Genomic DNA, 23,791 nt, shown 5'->3' on the forward strand with positions numbered 1-23,791 from the left:
CCGTGATTGGTAGTCGGAGGATTTTCGCTGGAGTTTAGGCTACTTGCCCCATTTCGGCTTCATCTCTTCGCGATACGAAACCGCGCCGGGCCGCCGCGCTCAGGAATTGGTGATCGCACTCTCCTGCCCCGGCTCGTCGATCTCGATCTCGCCCAGCCAGTCGCACAGGCACATCGAACCGGTGCACAGGGCCGGCATTCCCTCGAGCAGCACCTCCGGCGCGCCGGGGAACCAGGGCGAAGTGGTCACGGGGATGCACGGCATCGGCGTCAGCACCCCTTCGGCCAGCGCGGTCGCGGTCGCCACTTCGGGATTGGCCAGGCTCGAGCACAACCCGAAGGTGGGAATATTCTCCAGCGGCACGAAATCGAAGATCGTGGCCAGGGGCAGCACGTCGGCGAACACGGGCACTTCGGGCGGCACGATCATCGGCATCGGCGCGCTGCCGAAGCTGCACGAAAGCACCGCGCCCAGGCTGACCAGCTGCGGCACCTAGTCGGCGACGATGCCGCTGAGCGTCAGCGCGTTGCCGGGAGTGAGGATCTGCGTCTCCTGCCCGCTCCCGGTGGGCCAGGTGATCGTCGCCGGATTGCCGTGCGACGGCGCCGGCACGAGATTGTCGAGCGTAACCGACGGATCCCCTCCGTGCCAGGACAGCACGAGCGAGAGGCTTCCGTCGAACACACCCCCGCTCTGCGTGGCGAAGGTGACCCGTTCGGCATAGACCGTCATGTTGGTGAAGCCGACGACGCTGGCCGATGCGCCCCGGAGGCTCTCCAGCGCAAGGACCGCCTGGCCCAGCATGACCTGGACCAGGTTGGTCGAGGCGACGCCCCCGGCGAAATTGATCGTCACCTGCGCATCCACCGGGGGCCTCCCTTGTTCGAGTTCGGTTCGCGGCTCAGCTCGCGAAGTTGTTCAGCGTGATCGGGTCGCCCGACATCACGGTCTGGGTCTGCAGGCCGTTCGGGGTCGGCCAGGTCACGGTCACGGTGCCGGCAAAGTTGGTGACTTCGAGAGTCGGCGCGTTGCTGGTCGAGGTCGGATGGACCGGCGTCACCACCGCGGCGGTGAACGAAGTGCCCGACTCGACGTTGAAGTTGATCGCGCCCGCCGTGATGTAGAGCGAAGTGAAGCTGATCGTCCCCGACATCGACAGCGAACTCGTGGTGTCGAGCGCGAAGGTGCCGTTGGTGATCAGGATCTGCGACGTCGTCGTCGTCAGCGTGGCGTTCTGGAAGTTGATCGTGATCGTGCTCATGGCCATGACGGGTTTCCTTTCTCAAATTCACAAGTGGCGATGGTTTCGAGACTGATTCCGCGGATCGCCCCCACGCGGAGTCCATGGGTTGAGGTCGCAGGCCTCCGCGCTCAGGTCGCCGGCGCGGGCGTGGGAGCCGAGGACCTCGGCTCCGGTGCCGGCGTCGGCGCCGGCTTCGGAGCGGGACTCGGGCTCGGCTTGCTCGAGGACGGCGCTGGCGCGGGTGCCGGAGCCGGGGACGGCGCGGCCGCCGGCACGGGCTTCGCCGCCGGCTTGGCATCGGCCTCGACCTGGGTCAGCGGCACTGCCCAATAGCCCGGCCCGACGAAGCGTATCCGCTGCACCGCCGTGGCGATCGATACCTGCACGTCCCCCGGCACCTGCAACCAGCCATGGAGGAACCGGCCGCCGCACAGGATGTGGACGAGCAGCGGCAAGGTGGCAGGCGCGTTCTCGATGTCGAACTCGATCCGGCGCGGCTGGATCGAGAGGCCGCGAATCGCCATCTCGCCCCCGCCATAGCTCGCGCCGAGAAGCATGGAGGGCGCCGCGCGCGGCATCGGGATGACCGCCCCCGTTTCGGGAGGGAATTCGAGCCGGACCGAAGCAGACGAGGGCAGGCCGTAAAAAGTGAGATCGAGCGCGTGTTGCAATAACGCAGTGTTCTCGGCCGCCATATGCAACGCCCTCCCACCCTAGAGAAAATGGTTAGCCGAACGTAATCCCCGTTTCCATCAAGAAACGAGACCAAACAGATGGAGTCGATATGAAATTATGCTATTGACGCACCAGCATATCGTCAAGCACAACGTTGCCGACGCGCAATATCTTATTTTTGACATGGGGATCCCTGCCGAGTCGACGCCGGGGATGGAGAGTCAAATGGCACTTCAGCTGACATATCCTGGTGTATATGTTCAAGAGCTACCAAGTGGTACGCACACCATTTCTGGCGTTGCCACATCCGTAACGGCATTCGTTGGATATTTGACTCGCGGACCTATGAATACGCCCGTACAATGTCTTAATTTTGGTGATTTTCAACGCGTCTTCGGCGGACTTGATCCAAGCAGCACGACGAGTTTTCAGGTATCGCAGTTCTTTTTAAATGGCGGAACCGAAGCCTGGATCAGCAGAGTCTGTGCGAGTGCTTATCCGCCGGTTCAGCCGAAGACCGAGCTTACGGGCGCCGTACCGTCCGCCACTTCTAGCGGAGGCGGCGGAAGCGGCAAAGGCCTGACGCCGACAACTGGCACCAATCTGGTAGAAATCGACTCTCAGAATCCCGGCACCTGGGGCGAGAACGTGTTCGTGACGGTCGACTACATGACCAACAAGCCGAACACGTTCAACATGGCGGCGACGCTCTACTCGATCACGAGCAACAGCAACTCGTCGAGCAGCAGCTACAGCATCGTCCAGACGCAAAGCGTCCCGGCGGTGACGCTCGACATCAGCCAGACCAACTCGATCGTCGAGGTCATGCAGTCGGGCAACCAGAACAGCGCGCTGCTGGCAGTGCCCGATCTCACCGCGACGCCTTCGGTGCTGGTGCCCTTCGCGAGCGGCACGATCCTGAACTTCACCGCGCCCAAGAACCCGGTCAACGTCACCGGCATCACCGTGACCGTGCAGCCGCCCGGGCCGGACCCGACCAAGCCGCCGGCCTCGGCGAGCACCACCGTCACCATGGCCACTTCGGTCTCGACGGTGGGCGACATGATCGCGGCGATCCAGGGCGCGCTGTCGAGCGCCGCCGGCACGCTCGGCTATCCGAGCCTGGCGAGCACGCAGGTGCGCAGCTGCCTCTCGCCGTTCGTCTCGTCGAGCGGCACCCAGGCCCAGCTCATCCAGGTCTGGGTCCCCGATCCGGGCTTTGCCGGCTATCTGGTCAGCGTGGCGGCCAACCCGACCTCGCTGTTCACGGTCCAGTCCACCAATTATCAGGCGCAGCAGCTGCTCCCGCCCACGACGACGCCGGCGCCCAAATATCCCGACGGCCAGCCGCCGACCGGGTTCGATATCGCCGGCAACTCGACCAACCGCTCCGGCATCTATTCGCTCGACGCGATGCAGATCGTGAACCTGATCCTGGTTCCCGACATGGCGTCGATGACTACGTCCAACTATCTCACTTCGGCCACCGCGACGCTCAACTATGCGATCCAGCGCAAGGCCTTCGCGATCCTCGACATGCCGCTCACGGTGACGAGCACCACGAGCGCGGTCGCCTGGGCGACGAGCACGCCGGGCACGTTCGGCACCGGCATCATCAGCGCCGCGACCTATTGGCCGCAGATCCAGATCCCCACGCCCTTCTCCACCCAGTTGCTCACGCTGGGCGGCAGCGGCACGCTGGCCGGCGTCTATGCGCTCACCGACGTCAATCGCGGCGTGTGGAAGGCACCGGCGGGCATCACCGCGCCGCTGGCCGGCGTACAGCAGCTCTCCTATGTGATGAACGACCAGGAGAACGGGCAGCTCAACCCGCTCGGCATCAATGCGCTGCGGACCTTCCCGACCTATGACAACATCTCCTGGGGCGCCCGCACGCTCGCCTCGGCGAACGTCGCCGACGACGACTGGAAATACATCTCGGTCCGCCGGCTGACGCTCTATCTCGAGCAGAGCCTGATCCAGGGGCTGCAATGGGTGGTGTTCGAACCCAATGACGCGGCGCTCTGGGCGCAGATCCGGCTGAGCGTGAACGCTTTCCTGCACCCGCTCTACCTGCAGGGCGCGTTCGTCGGCGCGACGCCGTCCCAAGCCTATCAGGTGATCTGCGATGAATCGACCACGACGCCGGAGGACATGGACAACGGCATCGTCAACATCCTGATCCTGTTCGCCCCGGTCAAACCCGCGGAATTCGTCGTCATCAGCTTGCAGCAGATGGCCGGACAGTCTTCGAGCTAGGATAGCGACCCATGCCCAGCGTCTCGTCGACCAGCCAGTCTCCCGACCCGTATCTCAACTTCAAGTTCCGCATCAAATGGCAGGGCAAGTACGTCGCCGGCCTGAGCAAGTGCAGCGCCCTGAAGCGCAGCACCGAGGCGACGCCCTTCCGCGAAGGCGGCGATCCGAGCACGAACCGCATCCTGCCGGGCCAGACCAAGTTCGAGCCGATCACGCTCGAGCGCGGCATGACGCAGGATCTCGAATTCGAAACCTGGGTCAGCCAAGTGTGGAACTATCGCGCCGGCCAGGGAATGGAGAGCTCGCTCGCCAATTTCCGTCGCAACATCACGCTCGAATTCTACAACGCCGCGGGGCAATTAGTGTACGCGTACAACATCTACAATTGCTGGCCCTCCGAATACACCGCGATGCCGGAGCTCGATTCGAGCTCGAACGCCGTGGCGATCCAGACGCTCGTGCTGCAGAACGAGGGCTGGGAGCGCGACGCCAGCGTCAAGGTTCCGCCGCCGCCCAGCTACTGACAGCCATGGCGCCGCGTCCGCTGAGCGCCGCCGAGCTGCTGGATGCCGCATCGGCATGCCGCGGTCGTTCGGCGGCCGAGAAAGGCATCTATCTCGCCGCGCTCGGCATGCCCGGCCAGAGTTTCGGCGCCTGCGCTGCACTGCCCATCGGCGCGCGCGACGCGGCAATCGTGGCGCTGCGCCAGGCGATGTTCGGCGACCGGATCGAGCTTTCGGCGAAATGCCCGCGGTGCGAAGCCCGGCTCGACGTGGCGATGGCTTCGGCGGCAATGCTTGCGATCGCGGGATCGGCCGGAAGTGAAGCGCGCGAAATCGTGATCGACGGCGATCGCTTCACGATACGCCCGGCCGACAGCGCCGACCTTGCCGCGATCGGCTGGATCCCCGACATGGACGAAGCGCGCGCCGAACTCGCCCGGCGATGCCTGGTACCGGCGGAAGGCGCCGAATTGCCCCCCTGGCTCGAGGAAACGGAAATCGATGCGATCGGCGCGGCGATGGCCGAGATCGATCCGGCGGGCGATCCGTTCGTCGCGCTGCATTGCCCCGAATGCGATTGCGAATGGGATGCGCCGGTCGACATCGCCGGAGTGCTGGCGGGCGAGATCGAAGGCGCGGCGGACGCGCTTCTCGACGAGATTCACCTGCTCGCCCAGGCCTATCACTGGAGCGAGGCGGCGATCCTGGCACTCGGCCCGGAGCGGCGGCGCGCCTATCTCGCGCGGTTGCCGCAATGAGCGACATGCTCGCCCGGCTGGCGGCACGCGCACAGGAGAGCCCGGTCGTGCTCGGACGCCGCATCGGCTATCGCTTCGCGCCGGCCGCGGACCATCAGGAAGCCTGGCCAGGTGAGGAAGTCTGGCTGGGCGAACAGAAGATCGCCCGGCCGGGCGAACCCGCTCCGCTTCCATGGCAGGCAGATAGGGGCGAAGCGATCGGCGAGGCGTCTGCCGGTGCACGCACAGTGGAGACGCAGGTGCCGGGCGATTCCGCAGCGCCGCCGCGGGCGCCCGACGGCGGCACGGCCGAAGCGATCCTTCCGGCTCCGCCACCCGCCGGCCGGGCGCGAACGAGCATTGCCGGATTCGACGCGGCGATGCGCGAGGCCTTGGCTGCGCCGCCGCCAATGGCACCGGCGCAGTCGATGGCAGCACCCCCGGCCGGACCGGGGCAGATGGTTCCGGGCGCCGAGCCCTTCGCCGATCCCTCCACGGCCGAGTGGATCACCGGCACCGCACAGCAGTTCCCCATGCAACCGGCCACGGCCCGGGCAGATATTTCCGGCGCCACCGAGCGGCCGGGAGCATCGGCCGCGATACCGTCGGCCGATCCGGTGCCGGCGGGGATCGTGCAGCGCAAGGCCGTTCCGATAGCTCCGTCCGCGAAGGGCGGGTCGGAAGCGGCGCCGGCCATGCCGCTCTCGCGTCGAGCGCCGAGCGCATCCGGAGTGGCTCCGCCTCCGACGCGCACGCCCGCCAGTCGCCGGATTTCGCCGCCACCACCCACGCCCGCGCAGGAAACGGGGGAAGCAACGGCTCCATCGTTGGCCGGGACACCGCAATCGGTACCCATGCGATCGCGCCCGAGCGTTGCGAGTCCAGTCGGCACCCCGCCCGCCATGGCGCGTGAGGAAGGCGGGGAGCCGATCACTGCGGTGCCGGTGCCTGCCGCCTCCCCGCCCGAAGCCACGGCGCCGACAATGCCCATATCCGCGCGCGCCATCGCCCCGGCGGCAGTGGCGCTTGAAGCGCAAGTCGCGGCGATTGCCCGATCCGCCGCTTCCGCGGAGACCGTAGCGCGGGTTGGAGGCATGGCTCCGCCCGCACCCGCGATTGCCCCGGCCGCGCCCCCCGCTCCGGCGGCGCGCCGTCGGACGGCCTCGCAGCGGCCGCGCGGCGAACCCGGTGCCGGGCGAGCAGCATCGGCGCCAATCCCCGAAACCGAAGGGCCAGCGGCCGGACCACAGGCTGTGGAGCGGCCCCTCCAGGTCTCATCGGCTCGCGCCGTCCCCGGCGTCATTGCAGCCGCGCCGTCGGCGGCACCTGCGCCGGCCGTGCAGCGGCGCGCGAGGGCCGACACCGGCGCTACGGCCGGCGACCGGGTGCACGCATCCGTCGCAGCCACGCCGGACGCCGCCGCTGCGTCTCCCGAGACGCCGGCGCCCCGTATCGGCCCCGGAACCAGGCCGCGCGCGGCGGCGGCGGCCACCGTGCCCGCCACCGAGAGGCGCTCGGCCCGGAATGTCCGGGAGAGAGAGCGCGGCACCGGCATCTCACCCGGCGGGCAATCCGCGCGCGGCGCTCTCGAAGGGCCCGCGCTCCCTCCGGCCGAGACGCTTCCCGTGCGCCGCCCGATACGAGCCGCCTCGCCCGAAGAGGAACAGCGCGACACCGCGTTCTCCACGCCGGACCGGGCATCCATGAACGATTCCCGGGCGCCCTCACCCCGCGCGGTGGCGGCACGGCCGCTGGCGGCAGAAGTCGCTGCACCGCCTTCACGCGATCGCGCACCCCAGCGCGCTGCACCGCCGCCGGGCGACATCCGCGTCGACATCGGGCGCATCCAGATCGACCTGCCCCGCACGCCCACTCCCCGCGCGCGCCCGCAGCCGCCACCGCTCAAGACCAGACCGCGCGGAGGGCCGGACGCATGAATTCGGGCTTCTCGATCGCGGCCTGCACCGTCGCGATCGCCGATCGGCTGCACATGTTCATCGGCGATGCGGTGCCGGGCGCGCGCGTCACCACGCTCAATCCGGGCTCGGAGGCGCTGCGCACCGGCGATCCGTTCGTCAATCTCTATCTGTTCCGCACCACACGCAACGGCTTCGTCTCGAACAACGACCTGCCGACGCGAGGGCCGCTCGGCAGGGCGAAGAACTCGCCGGTGCTCAAGCTCGACCTCGATTACATGATCACTTTCTTCGGCGACGATGCCCGGCTCGATCCGCAACGCCTGCTCGGTCTGGTCGCGGGCGGGCTCAACGCCGAGCCCTATATCCCGCGCGACATGCTGCGCTCGGCGATCGCCACCACGCCATGGCTCGGCGGCGGCGACCAGGAGCTCCCGCGCGAGGAGATCGTGGTCACGCCGCTCAACATGGCGCCGGATGCAATGGCGCGGCTGTGGTCCGAGTTCGTCAACGTCCCCTATCAGCTCACCCAGCTCTACACGGCGATGCCGATCGCGATCGAATACAAGCTGCCGGTCGAGCCGGTATTGCCCGTGCGCCGCATCGGCCTGCGCGCGCTTCCGTCGCGCTCGATCGTGATCATCGACCTGGTGGACGCCGGCGATCCGGATCTGCCGATTTCGGGCGGCTGCACGCTGGCGATACGCATCCCCAATCCCGCCCAACCCGGCCTTTCCGTGCTCTTGAACGGTATCGCGGCGCAGGACGTGACCAGCGGCTTCGACGCGCAGGGCCATGCCGCGCTGCTCGTGCCGTTGACCCGCGCCCAGCCCGCACCGCTCGCCTTCGGCGCCCTTACGGTCAAGGTGGTGAAACACGGTCCCGACGGCAGGAGCATAGAAGCGGAATCCACGGCCTTCGCGAGCAGCATCGTGCCGGGCTTCGCCGCCGCGCCGTCCATCGGCGAGGATGGCAAGCAGCTCGATTTCACGATGGCGCTGGCGGTGCCGCCCCAGGCGAGCGCGATCGCGCTGCTCTTCGCCCGCGGCGCGAAATCGAGTTCGTACAAGATCCCGTGCCTGCCGCGTGCCGACGCGACGACCACGCTTGTCGCTCCGCTCGCAGGCGTCTCCCCGGGAGAATATCTGGTCAGCGTCGAGATCGACGGCGTCGCCAGCCTGCTCGACTGGAAGGACGGTCGCTATACCGGCCCGCTCGTGACGGTGAAGGATAGCTGACGATGGAAGCTGCCCCCCACGTCGCTCGCCTGCAGGACGCAGTCACCGCGGTCGAACGCATGCTCGAGGACTATGCCCGCGCCCGTTCGCGTGCCGGCATGCGCCACGAGCCCATGCCGGTGCACGAAACCGGGCTCGGCGAACCGCTCCCCGGCTCGGCGTTCGACGCACTCGCGAACTGGTTCTCGCTGACGCCCTTCGAGCAGGGCGTGATTGCGCTGGCGGCGGGGTTCGAAATCTCCCCCGACATCCCCAATCTGTGCGCGCTTGCCCAGGGCGATCCCGCGGTCACCTGTCCGACGACGCTGCTCGCGCTCGCCATATTCGCCGACCTGGAGGGTGCCTCACAGGCCGCGTTCGCGCCTTCGGCGCCGCTCCGACACTGGCAGTTGATCAAGGTCGAGGCAGGGCAATCGGGAAGCCGGCTCCAGCAGCGCTTCGTCATGCCGGATGCGGTGCTCTCATTCCTCGTCGGCCAGCCGGTGCTCGACGGCATGCTCGCCGACGTCATCCACCAGCTCGATCTCGCGCCGCAGCTGCCGTCGGACGGCGCCCTCGCGCATCGGCTTGCGCAGACCGTTCGCACCTCGGGCGTGGATGCCACGCTCCACCTCGCCGCCGAACCGAGCCGGCGGGCACTGAGCGTGGCGGCCGGTGCCGCGGCGGCGCTCGGCCTCCTGCCCTTTCATCTTCCGCTCACCCGCCTCACCGCGGAAGTCGAGCGTGACGGCTTTTTCCGGCTGTGGCAGCGTGATCGTCTCGCCCTGCGCGGCGCATTGCTCATATCCTTCGAAGAACCACCGGGCGAGTTTCAACTCAGCGCCATCTGTCGGCTGATCGGCGAAGGCATGGGACCGCTGTTCCTGGTAGGCGCGGCGGGCCAGTCGATCGCCGAGCGAGCGCCCGGCGCGGTGATCCGCATGTCCCTGCCCAAGACCGACGCGGGCGAGGTCGCCGACCGTCTCGCCGCCACCCTCGACCAGGAAGCCACGCCGGCGCTGCGCGAAATCGCCGCGCGCTTTCGCCTCCCGCTGCCCACGCTGGAGAGTTGCGCCACCGTGGCGCGCACCACGGCGGAGGAAGCCGGGGCCCCGGCATCGCAGGAAGCGATCCTGGGCGAGATGCTGCCGCTGCTGCGCGACCAGGTGCGCGAGGCGATGAGCGGCCTTGCCGATCCGGTACCCGTGCGGATGACGATGGACAACCTCATCCTGCCCGACGCCACCCGCGCCATATTGGGGCAGATCGTCGCCCGGCAGCGCAACCGGGCGCGCGTGATGGAGGAATGGGGATTCGCCAGCGCGGGCGGCGGCGCACAGGGCATGAGCGTGCTGTTCGCCGGCCCGAGCGGCACCGGCAAGACGATGGCGGCGGAGGCGCTTGCCCACACATTGTCGCTCGACCTGTTCCGAGTCGATCTGTCGCGGATCGTCGACAAATATATCGGCGAGACCGAGAAGCGGCTCGCGGCACTGTTCGACGCCGCCGACATGACCGACGCGATCCTGCTGTTCGACGAGGCCGACGTGCTCTTCGGCAGGCGGACCGAAGTGAAGGACTCGCACGATCACTATGCCAATCTCGAAGTCGGCTACCTGCTCCAGCGGATCGAGGCCTTTCGCGGCATCGCCGTGCTCACGACCAACCTCGCCAATGCGATCGACGATGCATTTGCCCGCCGCTTCGCCTTCAGCCTGCACTTCGAATTCCCCTCGCTCGACGAGCGCCAGCGCATCTGGCGCGGCGCCTTCCCGGCGGGAGCGCCGGCCAGCGGGCTCGACTGGGCCAGGCTCGCCCGGCTGACGCTCACCGGCGGCCAGATCCGAGTCGTCTCGATCAATGCGGCCATGCTTGCCTCGGAGGAGGATACCGCCATTTCGATGGGTCACATCGCCCGCGCGCTCGAGAGCGAATATGCCAAGCAGCGCCGGCGCGTGCCCGCGGCCGAACTCGCGGACTGGCCCGCATGACGCGCGCGCCGCGCCCGCCCGCCGGAATTTCCGCGGCGATCGATGCGGCGATCGCGCGCGATCCGCGCCTGCGCGCCACACTGGCCGGGCTCAATGCCGGGCAACGCGACCATGTCCACCGGGCGATCGCACATGCGGTCAAGGCCAGGCTGCGCGACCGCGGAGGCCCGCAATGACGGCCTATCCCAACAGCCCGCACATCCTGAAGGCAGCCTTGATCAGCATCGGCGGCACGATCCCTGTCCCCCGGCTGATCATGCTTCAATATAATCCCGCCGAACTCACGCGCCAGCTTCACCCCGATTTCGAGAAGACGGGCGACACGCCCACCGGCACGAACCTGCTCGCCGGCCCGGCGATAGAGACGATCCAGATGACGGCCCGGATCAGCGCAGTCGATCAACTCGAGAGCAACGACGCGACGGCGATGGCCTTCGGCATCCACCCCCAGCTCGCCACGCTGGAGATGATGCTGTTCCCGACGACGAGTTCGATCGTGCAGGGCCTCACCCAGATGGCGCTCGGCGTGCTTGAGATCGTGCCGCCGGAATCGCCGCTCACGGTGTTCGTCTGGGGACCGCAGCGGGTGCTGCCCGTCCAGATCACCAGCTACAGCGTTACCGAGACGATGCACGACACTCGCCTCAACCCCATCGACGCGAACGTGACGATGGACATGAAGGTGCTGACCTATCAGGATTTTTCTCCTACCCAGACGGGCTTCTATCTCTACCTCGCCAATCTCGCCGAGCGCGAGCTGATGTCGGGGCTGGGCACAGTGCAGAGCGGCGCGAGCATCATTTCCGGAGCGCTTTCGCGATGATCGGCCGCCGGCTCAGCCGCTATCCGGTGCAGACCGAGCATGCCGCCCCCGGCAAGCTGGTCCGCACACGCACGCGCCACGTTCCCGCAGCGTCCTCCCCGAAGTCCGGTGCCGATGCCGAGACGGACGCGATGGATGCCGTCCCCTATCTCGCCCGCACCATCCTCCCGCTCGCGAACACCTTCAAGCCGCAGTCCAGCTACAGGATCCAGGCCGGGGACCGGATCGACAATATCGCGGCCAGGCTGCTCGGCGACCCGCTGCTCTACTGGATGCTGCTCGAGGCGAACAATGTGAGCGATCCCGCCACGCTTTGCGCGGTGCCGGGCCGGCAGATCATCGTTCCCGCCGTGGTCGGCCAGACCACCGACCCCTTCGATCAGCCCCAGGCCTCGCGCCGCGGCACCGCCGCCGCGCCCACCGACCAGACCGACGACGGCGAGGAAAGCGCATGAGCTTTCCCGTCGGCATCCAGCTCGCCGTGCTGGCAGGCACCCAGGAGGTCCCCACGCCGATCGGGCCGGGAATGGCCGATCTGCTGATCGAGGCCGAAGTCACCGAAGTCGCCGACGGCCAGGCGGCCTTCCGCCTCATCTTCGGCGCGCAGCGGACCGACAATGGCAAGGGCATGGAGGTTCAGGTGCTCGCCGACGGCCGCTTCGCTCCGGGCAATCGGGTGCTGATCATGGCGATGCAGGCGGCGCTGCCCACCGTGCTCGTCGATGGGCTGATCACCGACATCTGGCTCGATCCCGCGAAGAATCCGAACCAGAGCCGCGTCGTGATCAGCGGCGCGGACCTGAGCGTCGCGATGGACCTGACCGAGAAGATCCGCGGCTATCCGGACATGGACGACGAACTGATCGTGCTCGAGATCCTGGCCCAATATGAGCGGTTCGCGATCATTCCGGAAACGATCCCGCCGGCCGAATCCGATTTCCCGACGATCGTCCAGCGCACGCCGATCCAATATGGCACCGACCTGGAATATCTCTACACGCTGGCGAACCGCTACGGCTATGTGTTCACGCTGCGCCCCGGCGCGGTGCCGCTCACCAACACCGCCTATTGGGGCCCGCCCAAGCGCGTCGGCATTCCCGCGCCCGCGCTCACCGTGGGCAACAGCACGTTCGACAATGTCGACCAGCTCACCTTCTCGCAGGACGGCCGCTCCGCCTTCCAGGTATCGGGCCTCATCCCCGGGCCGCTCGAGGCGACTCCCGCATTGCCGGTAATGGCGCTCGAGCCGACGCTCCTGCCCCCGCTCGCGCTCAAGAGCCCGTTCCCGATCTCGTCGCTGCTCGGCATGAAACTGCCGACCGGGTCGGACGGGTTCGACGAGATCCGGGCGATGGGCTTCGCGCAGGGACGCGTCAACCGATCCTCCACGACAGTCGCCAAGGCCGAAGGCGAGCTCAACGTCGAGAAATACGGCTCGATCCTGCGCGCCGGCGGGCTGGTGGGCGTGCGCGGCGCGGGCACGACCTTCGACGGCAACTGGAGCGTCGCGGAAGTGCATCACAAGCTCAAGCGGAACGAGTACAAGCAGGCGTTCAAGCTGGAGCGCGACGGCACCGACCCCCTGCTGCCGGTGGTGGTGCCATGAACGCGCGGCGCGGCCGGGGAGGCATGGATGAAGCAGTTCTGGGGCAAGTATCGCGGCGTCGTCGTCGACAACGAGGACCCGCTGATGCTCGGCCGGCTTCAGGTGCTGGTGCCGATGGTGCTCGGCGAAGTGGCGACGGCATGGGCGATGCCCTGCGTTCCCTATGCCGGGTTGCAGGTGGGCTTCTACATGATGCCGCCCGTGGGCGCCGCGATCTGGGTGGAGTTCGAGGGCGGCGACCTCGACTATCCGATCTGGGCCGGCTGCTTCTGGCGCGAGGGCGAGCGCCCGATCGAGGCGGAGCTGCCGACGATGCGCATGATCCAGACCAGTTCGGGCAAGCTGCTGTTCAACGACCTGCCGGGCGAGGGCGGCTTCACGCTGACGGTGACCGATCCCGCAGTGGCGGTGCCGGTGGTGGTGAGCGGGTCGAGTGCCGGCGTGACCATCAGCCTCGCCGAAATCCGCATCACCATGAACGAATCCGGCGTCAGCATCCTTGCCGAGCCGGGCACGCTGGCGGTGACGATGGAAGGTTTCACGATCGCGCACGGCTCGGCGATGGTGAGCGGGGTCGAGCCCGAGGTCTCGATCAACGAGGGCGGCCTCACGGTGTTGTAGCCGCAGCGGCGGCGAGCCACGATCAGGGGGCGTGCGGATGACCGGCTATCTGAGCTTTCCCTATCAGATCGACGGATCCGGGCAGACCGCGACGACCGATCTCGCGACCTATGTGCAGAACCTGATCCTGCTCGTCTTCGAGACCAATCCGGGCGAGCGCGTCAATCGCCCGGACTTCGGTGCCGGCATGCGGCAGCTCGTCTTCGGGGGAATGGACGCGGCGCTGGCAAGCGCGGCGGAGACACTGGTCCGCAGCAAGCTGATCCAGTTCCTGGGCGATGCCGTCTCGATCAACACGCTCACCGTGACCATGGACAATGAATCGGTGACCGTCGACCTGACCTATTTCGTCACGCATACGCAGACCACGGCGGGAACCTCGATCACCGTGCCGCTGCCGGGCTACAGCGCGACGCCGCAAAATGGCAGTGGCGCCACCGCCACCGCTTCGATTCCGGATTATTGAGCGATGGCGGACGATGCCCAGCCGACCGTCGTGCATTCGGTGCAGAGCGCCGGCTCGCTGCAGCTGGTGGTGCAGCTTCCCGCGAAGCCGGAGGCCGCCGCCGCGCAGGTGCGGGCCGCAGGCACGGCGATGGACGTGCTGCCCGGGGACGCCGCCGCGGCGACCGCACCGCCCGCGCCGCCCCCCGTTCCCGCGATCGACGCGGCGCTCGTCACGATCGCCGATCTGTTCGGCACGCCGGCGGAAGTCGTTCATGTCCATGCGCTCGACCAGGATTCCGGGCTTCTCCATATCCAGGCGATCCCGCCGCCCGCCGATCCCGCCGCGGACGCGCCCGCCTATCGGCTCTCCATCGGCGACGTCTCGACCTGGTTCGCGCCCGAATCCCGGGCCAATGTCGCGACGCCGAGCAGGCCGGTGCAGACGCCCCCCGGGCAAGCCGCGATCAACTATCTCGGCCGCGACTATGCCGCCTTCACCACCTTGATGCGCTCGCGCGTATCGCAGATCGTGCGCGACGATTCCGCCTGGGCGCTCGATCATCCCGCCGATCCGATGACGACGCTGATCGAAGCGCTCGCCTATGCCGGCGACCATCTTTCCTTCCGCCAGGATGCCGCGGGCACCGAATCCTATCTGCCCACCGCCCGCCACCGCCTGTCGCTGCGCCGCCATGCCCGGCTGCGCGACTATGGCGTCAACGACGGATGCAATGCGCGCACCGCGCTCGTCTTCACCGTGAAGAGCAACGGCGTTGTCCCCGCCGGGCTGCAGGTGGTGACGCAGCAGCCGGGCATCGTCACGATGAACCTGCCGGCAGATCAGGCGCTGGCGGCAAGCACCACGGTGTTCGAGACGATGGCCGACCTGCCCGTGTCCCTGCTGCGCAACAATCTCGCCTATCCGCTCTCGCGTTCGGCCGCCTACACGCTGCCTCAGGGTGCCATCCAGGCACAGATCAACACCGCCCAGACCGGGCTCGTCCCCGGCCAGTTGATCGCCTTCGTCCAGACCGCCGCACCGGCCGGCGCCGCCCAGCCCTTCGGCGCGCAAGTCGTTCGGCTGCTCAAGGTCGAGCTGCTCCCCAACGGCAACAACCCGCCCTATGCCACCATGATCACCTGGCATCCCGAGGACGCGCTCGCGAAGCCGCTCACCGTTGCCGCGCAGAATCAGGCGGGCATGGTGCAGCTCTACGGCAATGTCGGGCTTGCCGATCACGGCAGGACGATCGCAGTCGCGCCGGTGCCGGACACGGCGCCTGCCGGCCGAGTATATCGCCCGTCGATCGAAGTGGAGGATCCGGTGTCGGCGGCGCCGATTCCTGCGTCCCTGGCGGCATTCGACGGATCGCAGGATATCGCCGACGCCGCGCTGCTGGTCCCCTCGGCCAAGGCGAGCCTCGCTCCCGATCCGACCCAGGCGAATCTTTGCGTGAAGATGCTGGGGGAGCGGCCCGGCATGGCCAAGGTCCTTGATCTGTGGACCGCGCGGCAGGATCTGATGAGCACGCCGGCGGCGGGGCGCGCCTTCGCGGCGGCGCCCGAGGACGGCTATGGCGGCAACCGGCGCCACCTGTTCCTGCGCTTCGGCGATGGAGCGCAGGGCGAGGCGCCGGCACCCGGGACGACCTTCAGCGCCACCGTTCGCGTCGGCGACGGACAGAGCGGCCGGGTACGCGCGAACGCGCTGGTCCAGATCGTCGGCTCCACGCCGATGATCAGCTGGGTCGCCAATCCCCTCCCCGCGACGCCGGGGCAGCCGGAACTGAACGAAAGCATACGCCTGTTCGCCACCACCAGCTTCCGCACCAATTTGCGCGGCATCGATCCGAACGACTGGGAGCGCCTTGCCCAGAGCGATCCGCTGGTCACCGAAGCCGATGCCCGTCTCGTCGACGGCTATGCGCCGTGCGTCGTCGGCATCGCCACGACCACGACCACGCCCGACGGCTATACCTATCCGATCGCGAAGGCGCGGTTGCTGGAATATGCCGTGCTCGGCGCGCCGCCAAGGATCGAGCAGGAAACCGATGTGCCGATCGACGTCTCGCTGGTCGTCTACTGCTCCCAGGGAGCCAATATCGGCGCGGCACGCGAAAGGTTGCTGCGGCGGATCGGCGCGGGCGCGAAGACCGATGGCGGCCCGGCCCATTTCCACCCGACCGCCTGGCCGCTCGGCCGATCGGTGATGCTCGCCGACCTGATCGCGCTGCTCAGCGCGGATCCGGTGGTGTCGCTGGTGGTGAGCGATCCGGCAATGGACCCGCGTGTGGTGTTCCAGACCGTCAGCCGCGGCGACACGACGGTGGACAACATCAAGGCCGGCCGGATCGAGATCGGCTCGAACCAACGCGCCCGCGCCGCGAATGACGGTTTCCATCCCGAGCTCGGCATCGTCCGGCTCTTCGTGGCGGCGGCGAAATGAGCGGCAGCGGCCCCGACGACGAAATCTCGGCCGGGCTCGGCGACTATGCGAGCTTCAAGCAGGAGATGCTCGACCTGATCCCGCGCGTCGTGGTCGACAGCGGCGGAAAATCGATCTCGCAGCCCCTCGCCCGGCTCGATCGCAATGTTCCCACCGATCCCACGCTCGCACTGGTCGATGCCTTTGCCGAAGTGGCCGACATCCTGTCCTTCTATCAGGACCGGGTGCTCAACGAAGGCTATCTCTCCACCGCGGTGGAATATCGCAGCCTTGCCCTTATCGGGCGCGGTCTGGGCGAGGGCGGAGGCATGCACATCGGCGCGACCGCCGAGATCGCGGTGTTCGCCCAGCCGGGCGACCCGGTGATCGTGCCGCAAGGCGCGGCGATCCAGGCGACGCCGCCCGCCTCGCGCGGATCGAACAGCGCGGCGACGAGCGGCCCGACCGGAAGCAGCACCGCCGCATCGAACGGCACTACCGGCCAGGCAACCACATCGACGGCGGCCGCCACCGGTTCCGGGAGCGCGGCGGCTGTCGCGGCCGCGCCGGTGTTCGAGACCGCGGCCCAGCTCACCGCGGTCTCGGCGCTCAACCAGCTCACGCCCCTGCAGACACGCCCTGCATGGGTCACCGCCGACGCGACGGCGCTGCTGCTCGCCGGCACGGGGCTCGGCCTGCAGGTCGGCGACTTTCTGCTCTACAAGCGCGTCGATCCCGCGCCGATCCAATGGGTGCGCCTGACCGTGTTCTCGGTCAGCGAGAATCATGTTCTCGCGACCACCACGATCGGCATCGGCGCACCGATCGGCGAGCAATGGGCCGCGAGCGGCGCAACCGACCCGTTGCCCCCGAATGAAGCCAACGGGCTCGAACTCTACGCCTTCGATCTCACGTGCCGGCTGTTCGGGTACAATGCCGCTTCCTGGTCGTCCCAATCGGCGGCGGTGCAGCGCGCGAATACGCCGACCGGCATGGTCCCTTCCGAATTCTCCGAATGGCCGGGCTATGCGATCGACTTGAACGATCTCGATCTCCAGGCCGTCTATCCGAAGGTGCTGCCAGGCAGCCAGTTCCTGCTCGAGACGCCGGAGGACAAGACGCTCGGCATCATCGAGGCGGTCTCGCGGCAGAACATCTCCGAATTCAACATGTCGGGCCAGGTCACGCAAGTCGTGCTGGAGCCCGATCCCGCCACCCTGCCCACCGGCTCCGCGCTGATACCCTCGCGCATGGGGCACAGCGCCACCACGCTCAGCAACGGCCAGGTGCTGCTCGTCGGCGGCATCGGCGTGCAGGGCGTTCTCGACAGCGTCGAGATCTACGATCCCGCAAGTCAGCTGGTCAGCCAGATCGACCCGCTGCCGGAGCCGCGCGCACTCCACACCGCCACCCTGATCGACGGGAAGGTCTATCTCGCCGGCGGCGTGACGAAGGACTGGTCGCTGGCAACCGATCTGCTGGAGCTCGACCCCACGACCATGCGCTTCAGCGCGATCCCGAACGTCGCCCTGGCGATCCCGCGCGTGGGGCATGCGGCCACCTTGCTCCCCAACAACCGGATCATGCTGAGCGGCGGGCTGACGCAGGCGACGAACGCCGTCCACGACAAGATCCAGGACCTGTTCGCCGCGCTGGAGGCGACGAAATCGGTCGCGGTCTACGATCCCGTCGCCGCCGATTGGCAACCCTGCGCCGATCTCGCCAGGGCGCGCGCCGGGCACAGCGCGACGGTCTGCCCGGTAGTGAAGAGTGCGGCCGATGGCGGCGGGCCGGCGGTTCCCCCGGTCGCCAATACCGTGATCTTCGTCGGCGGGCATGACGGCGGCGCCGCTCCCCCCGGCTTTTCGGATGCGGGCAAGGCGATCGGGGTGGTCTGGGACGATGCCGAGGTCACCAGTACGACCGATTGGCAACCGACCGGCCAGCTCTATCCGATCCCGACGAGCCAGCCAGGGGATCAGGGCCGCTATGATCAGGTCGCGGTCGCGCTGCCGAACAATATGGGCTTCCTCGTCACCGGCGGCCAATCGGCCACCGGGCCGGTCGGCGACGACTGGCTGATCGGCGCCTTTGCGGCATATCAGGCGGACAGCAGCATCGCCGCGGTGCCGACCTTCGTCCCCGCCCCCGCGCTCAGCGAGGCCCGCTCCAACCACGCCGCCGCGCTGCTGCCGGGCAACAAGGTGGCCGTTGCGGGCGGCATCGCAGGCACCAGGGCGCTCGCCACGGTCGAGACCTTTGCGGTGAGCCCGGGCGTGAGCATTCCCTTCGACGGAGGCGAAGTGCTGGCCCCCAGCATCGTCGGGGCGCCGCTGCCCGCCCCGCAGGGCTATCCCGCCTTCGCCGCGCTCGCGCAGGACTTCCTGCTGCTCGCCGGCGGCATCACCGCGCTGCCCGCCGAACCCGACACGCCACCCACCTATACCGGTGCCGTCGTCGCGCTCGACGCCGATGTCGGCACGTTCCAGACGCTGCCCGGGCCGGTGCTCACCACGCCCTTCACGCTCGCACCGACCGGCACGATCCTGCTGGCCGACGGCACGATCCTGATCGTCGGCGCAACGCAGCCCGAACCCTTTCCCAAGCCGACGACGAGCATGACCGGCTTCGCCTGGACCTTCGATCCCACCACCGGCCTGTCCACCGCGGCCGGCGCGCCGATCGCGCCCCGCATCGGCGCGACGCTGTCGCTCCTCGCCAACGGCACGGTCCTCTATGCCGGCGGCTACGGCATGGGCGACGACGGCTATGCCGTGCTCGATACCGCAGAGGTCTATGATCCCAAGAGCCGCACCTTTCGCAAGGTGGGCAACAAGATGACGACACCGCGCTGCGGCCACAGCGCGACGGTCCTGACCGACGGTTCGGTGCTGCTCGCGGGCGGTTTCGCCGTTCCGCCGATCACCTACGATCCGCCGGGAGTCGAGGCGATCTATGTCCCGTCGCTCCGCACGGCCGAGACCTTCGCCACCGCCACGCAGACCTTCACGGCGATCACCACCGAGCTCGACAAGGGTTTCGCCCTGCATTCGGCGACGCTGCTCGCCAATGGCGACGTCCTGATCGCGGGCGGGTTCAGCGCGTTCCAGTCCGAGGCGCCGTTCGACGAGATCCAGATCTGGCCGATCGCTCAGGCTGCGGTGTTCAACATCGCCGCCCAGGCCTTCGCCACCATCGCCGACATGCCGGTGCCGCGCGCGATGCATTCGGCGACGCTGCTGCCCGATGCGCGCGTGCTGCTCGCTGGCGGCGCGCTCGACTGGAAGATGCAGGCCAGCGACACCAGCGTGATGTTCGATCCCACCAGTTTCGCCTTTTCCGGCGGCCCCACGCTCCAGGCCGCGCGCCGGTCGCAAGGCGCGGTGCTCGTCGATCAGGGGGTGCTCATGCTGGGTGGCGACACCAACTCCACCTATGAGATCGTACCGCCGAACGGAGGCACCGCGGCGCCTGTCTATCCGCTTCCGATCGTGCTGCCCTCGCCCGACTATCCCAATCTCGTGTCGCTCACCGAGGGCGTGAACCCGATCCCGCTCGCCAATCACGGCGTCTATGCCTTTGGCGGCGAGGTCGACGGACTTGGCAATTCGACCTGCACCGCCGTGCTCTATGTCGAAGCACCGCCGCCGGCGGATTCGAGCGCCCGGCGCCAGGCCCTGGTCTATACCCAGAGCCAGCAGCTCAGCCTCGCGCCGCCAATCGACGATGCCCCGCTGCCCGGCAACACGCCGACCCCCGGCAATCCCACGCTGCCGGACGACACGCTGGTCCTCACCGGCCTGATCGACCAGATCGTCGTGGGCCAGGCGCTCCTGCTCGCCGGCAACCCGCCGCTCGCGACCACGGTGGGCCAGGTGTGGCCGATCGGCGCGACCACTCCGCTCGCGGAGGGTACGCTGGTCATGGTCTATGGCCCGATACCGCAGGGCAATGCGAACCAGGAGGGCAAATGGTGGTGGGCGAATATCCCCGACATCGGCAACCTCTCGCTCCAGACCGATCCGACGGGCGATCCGCCCTCCGACTTCGCCTATCTCTCCGGCAACGGCACCACGATCGGCAACGTCACTTCGGAGCAGCTCGCGCTGTTCACCCGCCCGGTCCAGAGCGAGGCCGTGACCGTGAAGGCGATCGCCAAGTCTTCCGGCGACAACACCACCACGCTGACTCTGCAGGAGCCGCTGCGCTATCTCTACGACCGCACCACCACCACGGTGTACGGCAATGTGGTCGAGGTGACGCAGGGCAGTACCGTCGCGGGCGAAGTGCTCGGAAGCGGCGACGGGCAGAAACCGTTCCAGCAGTTCCTGCTCAAGCAGGCGCCCCTGACCTGGCTCGAGGAGAGCGACGGCACGATCCTGCCGCAGCTCAGCGTGATGGTGAACGGCACCGTCTGGCAATGCGTCGAGGCGCTGGGCAGCATGGGGCCCAATGCGCGCGCCTATGAGCTCACCCAGGACGCGCAGGGCCGGGCCCAGATCACCTTCGGCGACAGCGTCCACGGGCTGCGGCCGCCGACCGGAACGGACAATATCGTCGCCACCTATCGCGTCGGAGCCGGGGTGAACGGCAATGTGGCGGCGGGAAGCATCACGCGCGCGCCGATGGGGGTTGGCGGAATCAAGAGCGTGCTCAACCCGGTTGCCGCGAGCGGCGGAATCGGGGCGCCGCCGCGCAGCGGGCTGCGCGACCAGATCCCGACCGGGGCCCAGGACCTGGGACGAATCGTCACCCGCCAGGACATGGTCAGCTTCGTGCTCAACCGCCCCGAAGTGAGCGCAGCGGTGCTCACCGTCATCCCGAAGGGCAACACGAACCTGCTGGGTCGCCACACAGTCTTCCTGCTGACCCTCGCCGCGGCCGACAATGGCGTGCCCGACATGCTGTCGCCGGCATTCAAGTCGCTCACCGCCGCCGTCGATGCCGCGCAGGCGACCTGGCTGGACATCCGCCTGCTCCCCTTCGAACCGCTTCCCTTCAAGGTGCGGGGCTGGTTCACCGCCGATGCGGGAGCGGACGTCCATGCGATCCAGCAATCGATCGACGATGCCATTCGGACCGCCTATGCGCTGCCGGCAATGGCGTTCGACGAGTTGGTCCGCGCCAGCGAGATCGTCCGCATCGTCGAAGGCGTCGCCGGCGTGAACAAGGCCTCCGCCGAGCTCTGGACCCCGACCGAATCCGGCACATCGCACCAGCAGGTGCTGGCACCGAAATCCGCCCAGCTCGATCCGGAGACGGGCGCGCAGATCCTGTACATCAGCGCCGATGCGGATGCGGTGACCTTCAGCGAAGGGGCGCAAGGCAAGCCATGAGCGACGATACCGAAGGCGCGCCGATCCCCGACGCGCTCTACGACCTGCTGCCACCGATCTTCCGCATGGCCGACATCGCGCAGGGCTATCCGCTGCTCGCGCTGTGCAAGGTCTTCGACCATGTCCGCGAGCAGATCGGCGATTCCGTGCGGGAACTCGAGGACGACTGGTTCATCCAGACCTGCCCGCTCGACCTCGTCCCCTATGTCGCCGCGCAGCTCGGCCTCGAAGTGGCGCAGCCGGTGCGCCCCGAGCATCGCGCGCTCGTTGCCGATGCGCTCGGCTTCCGCCGGCGCAAGGGCATAGCCAGCGCGATCCCGCGCCGGGTGCGCGACGGCAGCGGTTGGTACTCGCTCTACGCTCCGAACGAAACCACGCCGTTCGCGAGTTGGCCGCTGCCCGATGCCACGCCGGCGCCTGCACCGCCACCGACCCCGCCGGAACAGGGGGATCCGCCGGAGGATCCGCGCGTTTCGGTGGGCCTGCTTCGCGTCTGGCGCCTGCCGAGCTTCGCGATGACGGGCGTCACCCCGATGGGCACATCGACGCCTCGCCTCTATCGCTTCAACCCGCTGGCCATCGCGCAGCCGCTCTACAATCTGGCCAATACGCCACTCGACTGGGTTGCCGCGCCGCCGGTGACCGCGATGCCGGTCCGCCTCACCACGCAGATGCTGGCGGCCGATCTGGAACAGTATAACCGGATCTGGACGACGCCGGGCACCGGTCCGTCGAGTTCGATGCTCTACGGCTCGGAACGCGGCTTCGTAATCCGCTACAAGCAGAAGAGCACCTCGGACTGGGTCGCGCTGGGGGCGGACGGGGTACGCGCGATGCCGCTCGGCGTCGGCGCGATCCAGCCGCCCGCGCCGGACTATCCGTTGCTCGAAGGAGGCTCGCTCGACCTGCAGTCGATCACGGCGCAGACCACCATGCTCAACCTGACCTATGGCGACGCGTCCGCCGTGCTCACCATGGACGTGCCGGCCTCGCCTGCGATGAGCGCGGTGCTCGCGCTGCTCCAGAACGCGATCGCCACCTGCCCGGTGAAAGCCGGCACCCAGGTGACCGAGGCGGACGTTCGCGCCCTCATCTCCGGATCGCTCGGCAATGCGCTGCTCATCGTGCCGACGGTGCCCACCGCTTCGCTGTCGCTGATGACCGCGCCGTCGAGCGCGGATCCCCTGCTGCTCAGCGGCAGCGCCCGCACGGGCATCGCCGCGGCGACACTGCCGCTCGACCAGAAGCGGCTCGACCTGCTCAACGATGCGGCACCGGGCACGGTGATGACGTTCACCGCGCCGACCGGAAAGGTGCTGAACCTCAACCTGCCCTTCTCGCCGGCAGTCGACACCCCGGTCGAGGCAGAGGCCGCCTTCGCTGCGAAGCTCACCAACTGTTTCGTCTGCATGGCCGGCGATCGGATCGTGATCGTCGCCCCGGCTTCATCGCAGACGCCGATGTCGCCCACGCCGCCCGCCTGGGAGCTGGGGCTGGTTCCGGCAGCTGCGATCGACCCCGATCAAGGACTGTTCAGCTGGCCGGCGGCCTGGACGGCCCCCGCCGCGCTGAGCGTCGATTACGGCATCGCCCTGCCCGGCGCGATCGGCGGAATCGGACTGCGCGCCTCGCTGCCGGCCCCCGCCAATGCCGTGACCCTCTACGATGCGGGCAATACCGGCTGGATCGTCACGCAGCTGAGCCTGTGGGAAATGGCACCCACGCCCTGCACCGTGCTGGTGCTGCAATCGAGTGCGACCCGTTATCTCAACACGCAGACGATCACGCCCCCTCCCGGCGACAAATTGTGGATCGGCTCCGCCGCCGGCAGCCAGGCCCTGCTCTCCGTTTCCTATCCCGGCTCCTTCTCGTTGACCGGGCCCAGTTCCGGAACGCCGGGCACCTTCGGCATGTCGGGCATTCTGTTCCAGGGCGCGATCTGGCTCAACGGCGGCAATCTCGACCTCCAGCTGCTCGACATGACCCTGATCC

Annotated in this window: 19 protein-coding genes; 15 read left to right on the top strand and 4 right to left on the bottom strand. The window is 68.2% G+C overall.

Annotated elements, in window-relative coordinates; genetic code table 11:
- Positions 1 to 99: 99 nt before the first annotated feature.
- The 4 genes from FFS08_RS18595 to FFS08_RS23865 all read right to left on the bottom strand — a co-directional run bounded on the left by FFS08_RS18595 (position 100) and on the right by FFS08_RS23865 (position 1,800).
- Entirely contained in the window at positions 100 to 492 is a 393-nt protein-coding gene (locus FFS08_RS18595) for a DUF4280 domain-containing protein (protein ID WP_137861334.1), read from the bottom strand.
- Positions 493 to 867 carry a hypothetical protein gene (locus FFS08_RS18600; protein WP_137861335.1) on the bottom strand — a complete coding sequence of 125 codons (375 nt, stop codon included), beginning with the start codon at positions 865 to 867 and terminating at the stop codon, positions 493 to 495. It lies immediately after the preceding gene.
- A 34-nt stretch (positions 868 to 901) separates the two neighbouring features.
- The gene (locus FFS08_RS18605) at positions 902 to 1,267 is read right to left on the bottom strand and encodes a hypothetical protein (RefSeq protein ID WP_137861336.1); all 366 of its coding nucleotides are present in this window, start codon (positions 1,265 to 1,267) and stop codon (positions 902 to 904) included.
- Positions 1,268 to 1,371: 104 nt separating this feature from the next.
- Complete coding sequence (locus tag FFS08_RS23865; protein WP_212742038.1) at positions 1,372 to 1,800, bottom strand: hypothetical protein; 429 nt, start codon at positions 1,798 to 1,800, stop codon at positions 1,372 to 1,374.
- A gap of 772 nt (positions 1,801 to 2,572) precedes the next feature.
- On the opposite strand from FFS08_RS23865, the gene FFS08_RS18615 reads away from it, so the two are divergent.
- The 15 genes from FFS08_RS18615 to FFS08_RS18685 form a co-directional block, all read left to right on the top strand.
- On the top strand, positions 2,573 to 4,177 hold the full coding sequence (locus FFS08_RS18615) for a phage tail sheath family protein (RefSeq protein WP_171015310.1): 1,605 nt from the start codon (positions 2,573 to 2,575) through the stop codon (positions 4,175 to 4,177).
- A gap of 11 nt (positions 4,178 to 4,188) precedes the next feature.
- Positions 4,189 to 4,701, top strand: a complete 513-nt coding sequence (locus FFS08_RS18620) for a phage tail protein (protein WP_086130278.1) — start codon at positions 4,189 to 4,191, stop codon at positions 4,699 to 4,701.
- Between the two features lie 5 nt (positions 4,702 to 4,706).
- Positions 4,707 to 5,438, top strand: a complete 732-nt coding sequence (locus FFS08_RS18625; RefSeq protein ID WP_137861338.1) for a hypothetical protein — start codon at positions 4,707 to 4,709, stop codon at positions 5,436 to 5,438.
- Positions 5,435 to 7,354: a hypothetical protein gene (locus tag FFS08_RS18630; RefSeq protein ID WP_137861339.1), complete on the top strand. Its 1,920-nt coding sequence runs from the start codon at positions 5,435 to 5,437 to the stop codon at positions 7,352 to 7,354. Before FFS08_RS18625 ends, FFS08_RS18630 begins: the two co-directional genes overlap by 4 nt.
- Positions 7,351 to 8,571 (top strand): Pvc16 family protein, encoded by a 1,221-nt coding sequence (locus tag FFS08_RS18635; RefSeq protein WP_137861340.1) that lies wholly within the window; start codon positions 7,351 to 7,353, stop codon positions 8,569 to 8,571. The genes FFS08_RS18630 and FFS08_RS18635 overlap by 4 nt, the downstream gene beginning before the upstream one ends.
- Before the next feature lie 2 nt (positions 8,572 to 8,573).
- Positions 8,574 to 10,541: an ATP-binding protein gene (locus tag FFS08_RS18640; RefSeq protein ID WP_137861341.1), complete on the top strand. Its 1,968-nt coding sequence runs from the start codon at positions 8,574 to 8,576 to the stop codon at positions 10,539 to 10,541.
- On the top strand, positions 10,538 to 10,717 hold the full coding sequence (locus FFS08_RS18645) for a hypothetical protein (protein WP_137861342.1): 180 nt from the start codon (positions 10,538 to 10,540) through the stop codon (positions 10,715 to 10,717). Before FFS08_RS18640 ends, FFS08_RS18645 begins: the two co-directional genes overlap by 4 nt.
- Positions 10,714 to 11,364: a hypothetical protein gene (locus tag FFS08_RS18650; RefSeq protein WP_137861343.1), complete on the top strand. Its 651-nt coding sequence runs from the start codon at positions 10,714 to 10,716 to the stop codon at positions 11,362 to 11,364. Before FFS08_RS18645 ends, FFS08_RS18650 begins: the two co-directional genes overlap by 4 nt.
- Positions 11,361 to 11,819 carry a baseplate wedge protein 53 gene (locus FFS08_RS18655; RefSeq protein WP_137861344.1) on the top strand — a complete coding sequence of 153 codons (459 nt, stop codon included), beginning with the start codon at positions 11,361 to 11,363 and terminating at the stop codon, positions 11,817 to 11,819. The genes FFS08_RS18650 and FFS08_RS18655 overlap by 4 nt, the downstream gene beginning before the upstream one ends.
- Positions 11,816 to 12,970 carry a hypothetical protein gene (locus FFS08_RS18660; protein ID WP_137861345.1) on the top strand — a complete coding sequence of 385 codons (1,155 nt, stop codon included), beginning with the start codon at positions 11,816 to 11,818 and terminating at the stop codon, positions 12,968 to 12,970. Before FFS08_RS18655 ends, FFS08_RS18660 begins: the two co-directional genes overlap by 4 nt.
- A 27-nt stretch (positions 12,971 to 12,997) precedes the next feature.
- Positions 12,998 to 13,591: a phage baseplate assembly protein V gene (locus tag FFS08_RS18665; protein ID WP_137861346.1), complete on the top strand. Its 594-nt coding sequence runs from the start codon at positions 12,998 to 13,000 to the stop codon at positions 13,589 to 13,591.
- A gap of 37 nt (positions 13,592 to 13,628) precedes the next feature.
- Complete coding sequence (locus FFS08_RS18670) at positions 13,629 to 14,057, top strand: GPW/gp25 family protein (protein ID WP_137861347.1); 429 nt, start codon at positions 13,629 to 13,631, stop codon at positions 14,055 to 14,057.
- 3 nt (positions 14,058 to 14,060) lie between these two features.
- A complete protein-coding gene (locus FFS08_RS18675; protein WP_137861348.1) occupies positions 14,061 to 16,484 on the top strand; it encodes a baseplate J/gp47 family protein in 2,424 nt (807 codons plus the stop codon).
- The gene (locus FFS08_RS18680) at positions 16,481 to 21,799 is read left to right on the top strand and encodes a Kelch repeat-containing protein (protein ID WP_137861349.1); all 5,319 of its coding nucleotides are present in this window, start codon (positions 16,481 to 16,483) and stop codon (positions 21,797 to 21,799) included. The genes FFS08_RS18675 and FFS08_RS18680 overlap by 4 nt, the downstream gene beginning before the upstream one ends.
- On the top strand, positions 21,796 to 23,791 hold a 1,996-nt coding region (locus FFS08_RS18685; RefSeq protein ID WP_212742039.1), incomplete at its 3' end, for a phage tail protein. The genes FFS08_RS18680 and FFS08_RS18685, both read left to right, overlap by 4 nt.

The sequence above is a fragment of the Sphingomonas sp. 1F27F7B genome (assembly GCF_005503355.1).
Taxonomy (GTDB): domain Bacteria; phylum Pseudomonadota; class Alphaproteobacteria; order Sphingomonadales; family Sphingomonadaceae; genus Sphingomonas.

Coding starts and splice junctions, on each gene's coding strand:
- FFS08_RS18605 (WP_137861336.1), bottom strand. CDS start 1,267: ATGGCCATGAGCACGATCACGATCAACTTCCAGAACGCCACGCTGACG.
- FFS08_RS23865 (WP_212742038.1), bottom strand. CDS start 1,800: ATGCTTCTCGGCGCGAGCTATGGCGGGGGCGAGATGGCGATTCGCGGC.
- FFS08_RS18620 (WP_086130278.1), top strand. CDS start 4,189: ATGCCCAGCGTCTCGTCGACCAGCCAGTCTCCCGACCCGTATCTCAAC.
- FFS08_RS18625 (WP_137861338.1), top strand. CDS start 4,707: ATGGCGCCGCGTCCGCTGAGCGCCGCCGAGCTGCTGGATGCCGCATCG.
- FFS08_RS18630 (WP_137861339.1), top strand. CDS start 5,435: ATGAGCGACATGCTCGCCCGGCTGGCGGCACGCGCACAGGAGAGCCCG.
- FFS08_RS18635 (WP_137861340.1), top strand. CDS start 7,351: ATGAATTCGGGCTTCTCGATCGCGGCCTGCACCGTCGCGATCGCCGAT.
- FFS08_RS18640 (WP_137861341.1), top strand. CDS start 8,574: ATGGAAGCTGCCCCCCACGTCGCTCGCCTGCAGGACGCAGTCACCGCG.
- FFS08_RS18645 (WP_137861342.1), top strand. CDS start 10,538: ATGACGCGCGCGCCGCGCCCGCCCGCCGGAATTTCCGCGGCGATCGAT.
- FFS08_RS18650 (WP_137861343.1), top strand. CDS start 10,714: ATGACGGCCTATCCCAACAGCCCGCACATCCTGAAGGCAGCCTTGATC.
- FFS08_RS18655 (WP_137861344.1), top strand. CDS start 11,361: ATGATCGGCCGCCGGCTCAGCCGCTATCCGGTGCAGACCGAGCATGCC.
- FFS08_RS18660 (WP_137861345.1), top strand. CDS start 11,816: ATGAGCTTTCCCGTCGGCATCCAGCTCGCCGTGCTGGCAGGCACCCAG.
- FFS08_RS18665 (WP_137861346.1), top strand. CDS start 12,998: ATGAAGCAGTTCTGGGGCAAGTATCGCGGCGTCGTCGTCGACAACGAG.
- FFS08_RS18670 (WP_137861347.1), top strand. CDS start 13,629: ATGACCGGCTATCTGAGCTTTCCCTATCAGATCGACGGATCCGGGCAG.
- FFS08_RS18675 (WP_137861348.1), top strand. CDS start 14,061: ATGGCGGACGATGCCCAGCCGACCGTCGTGCATTCGGTGCAGAGCGCC.
- FFS08_RS18680 (WP_137861349.1), top strand. CDS start 16,481: ATGAGCGGCAGCGGCCCCGACGACGAAATCTCGGCCGGGCTCGGCGAC.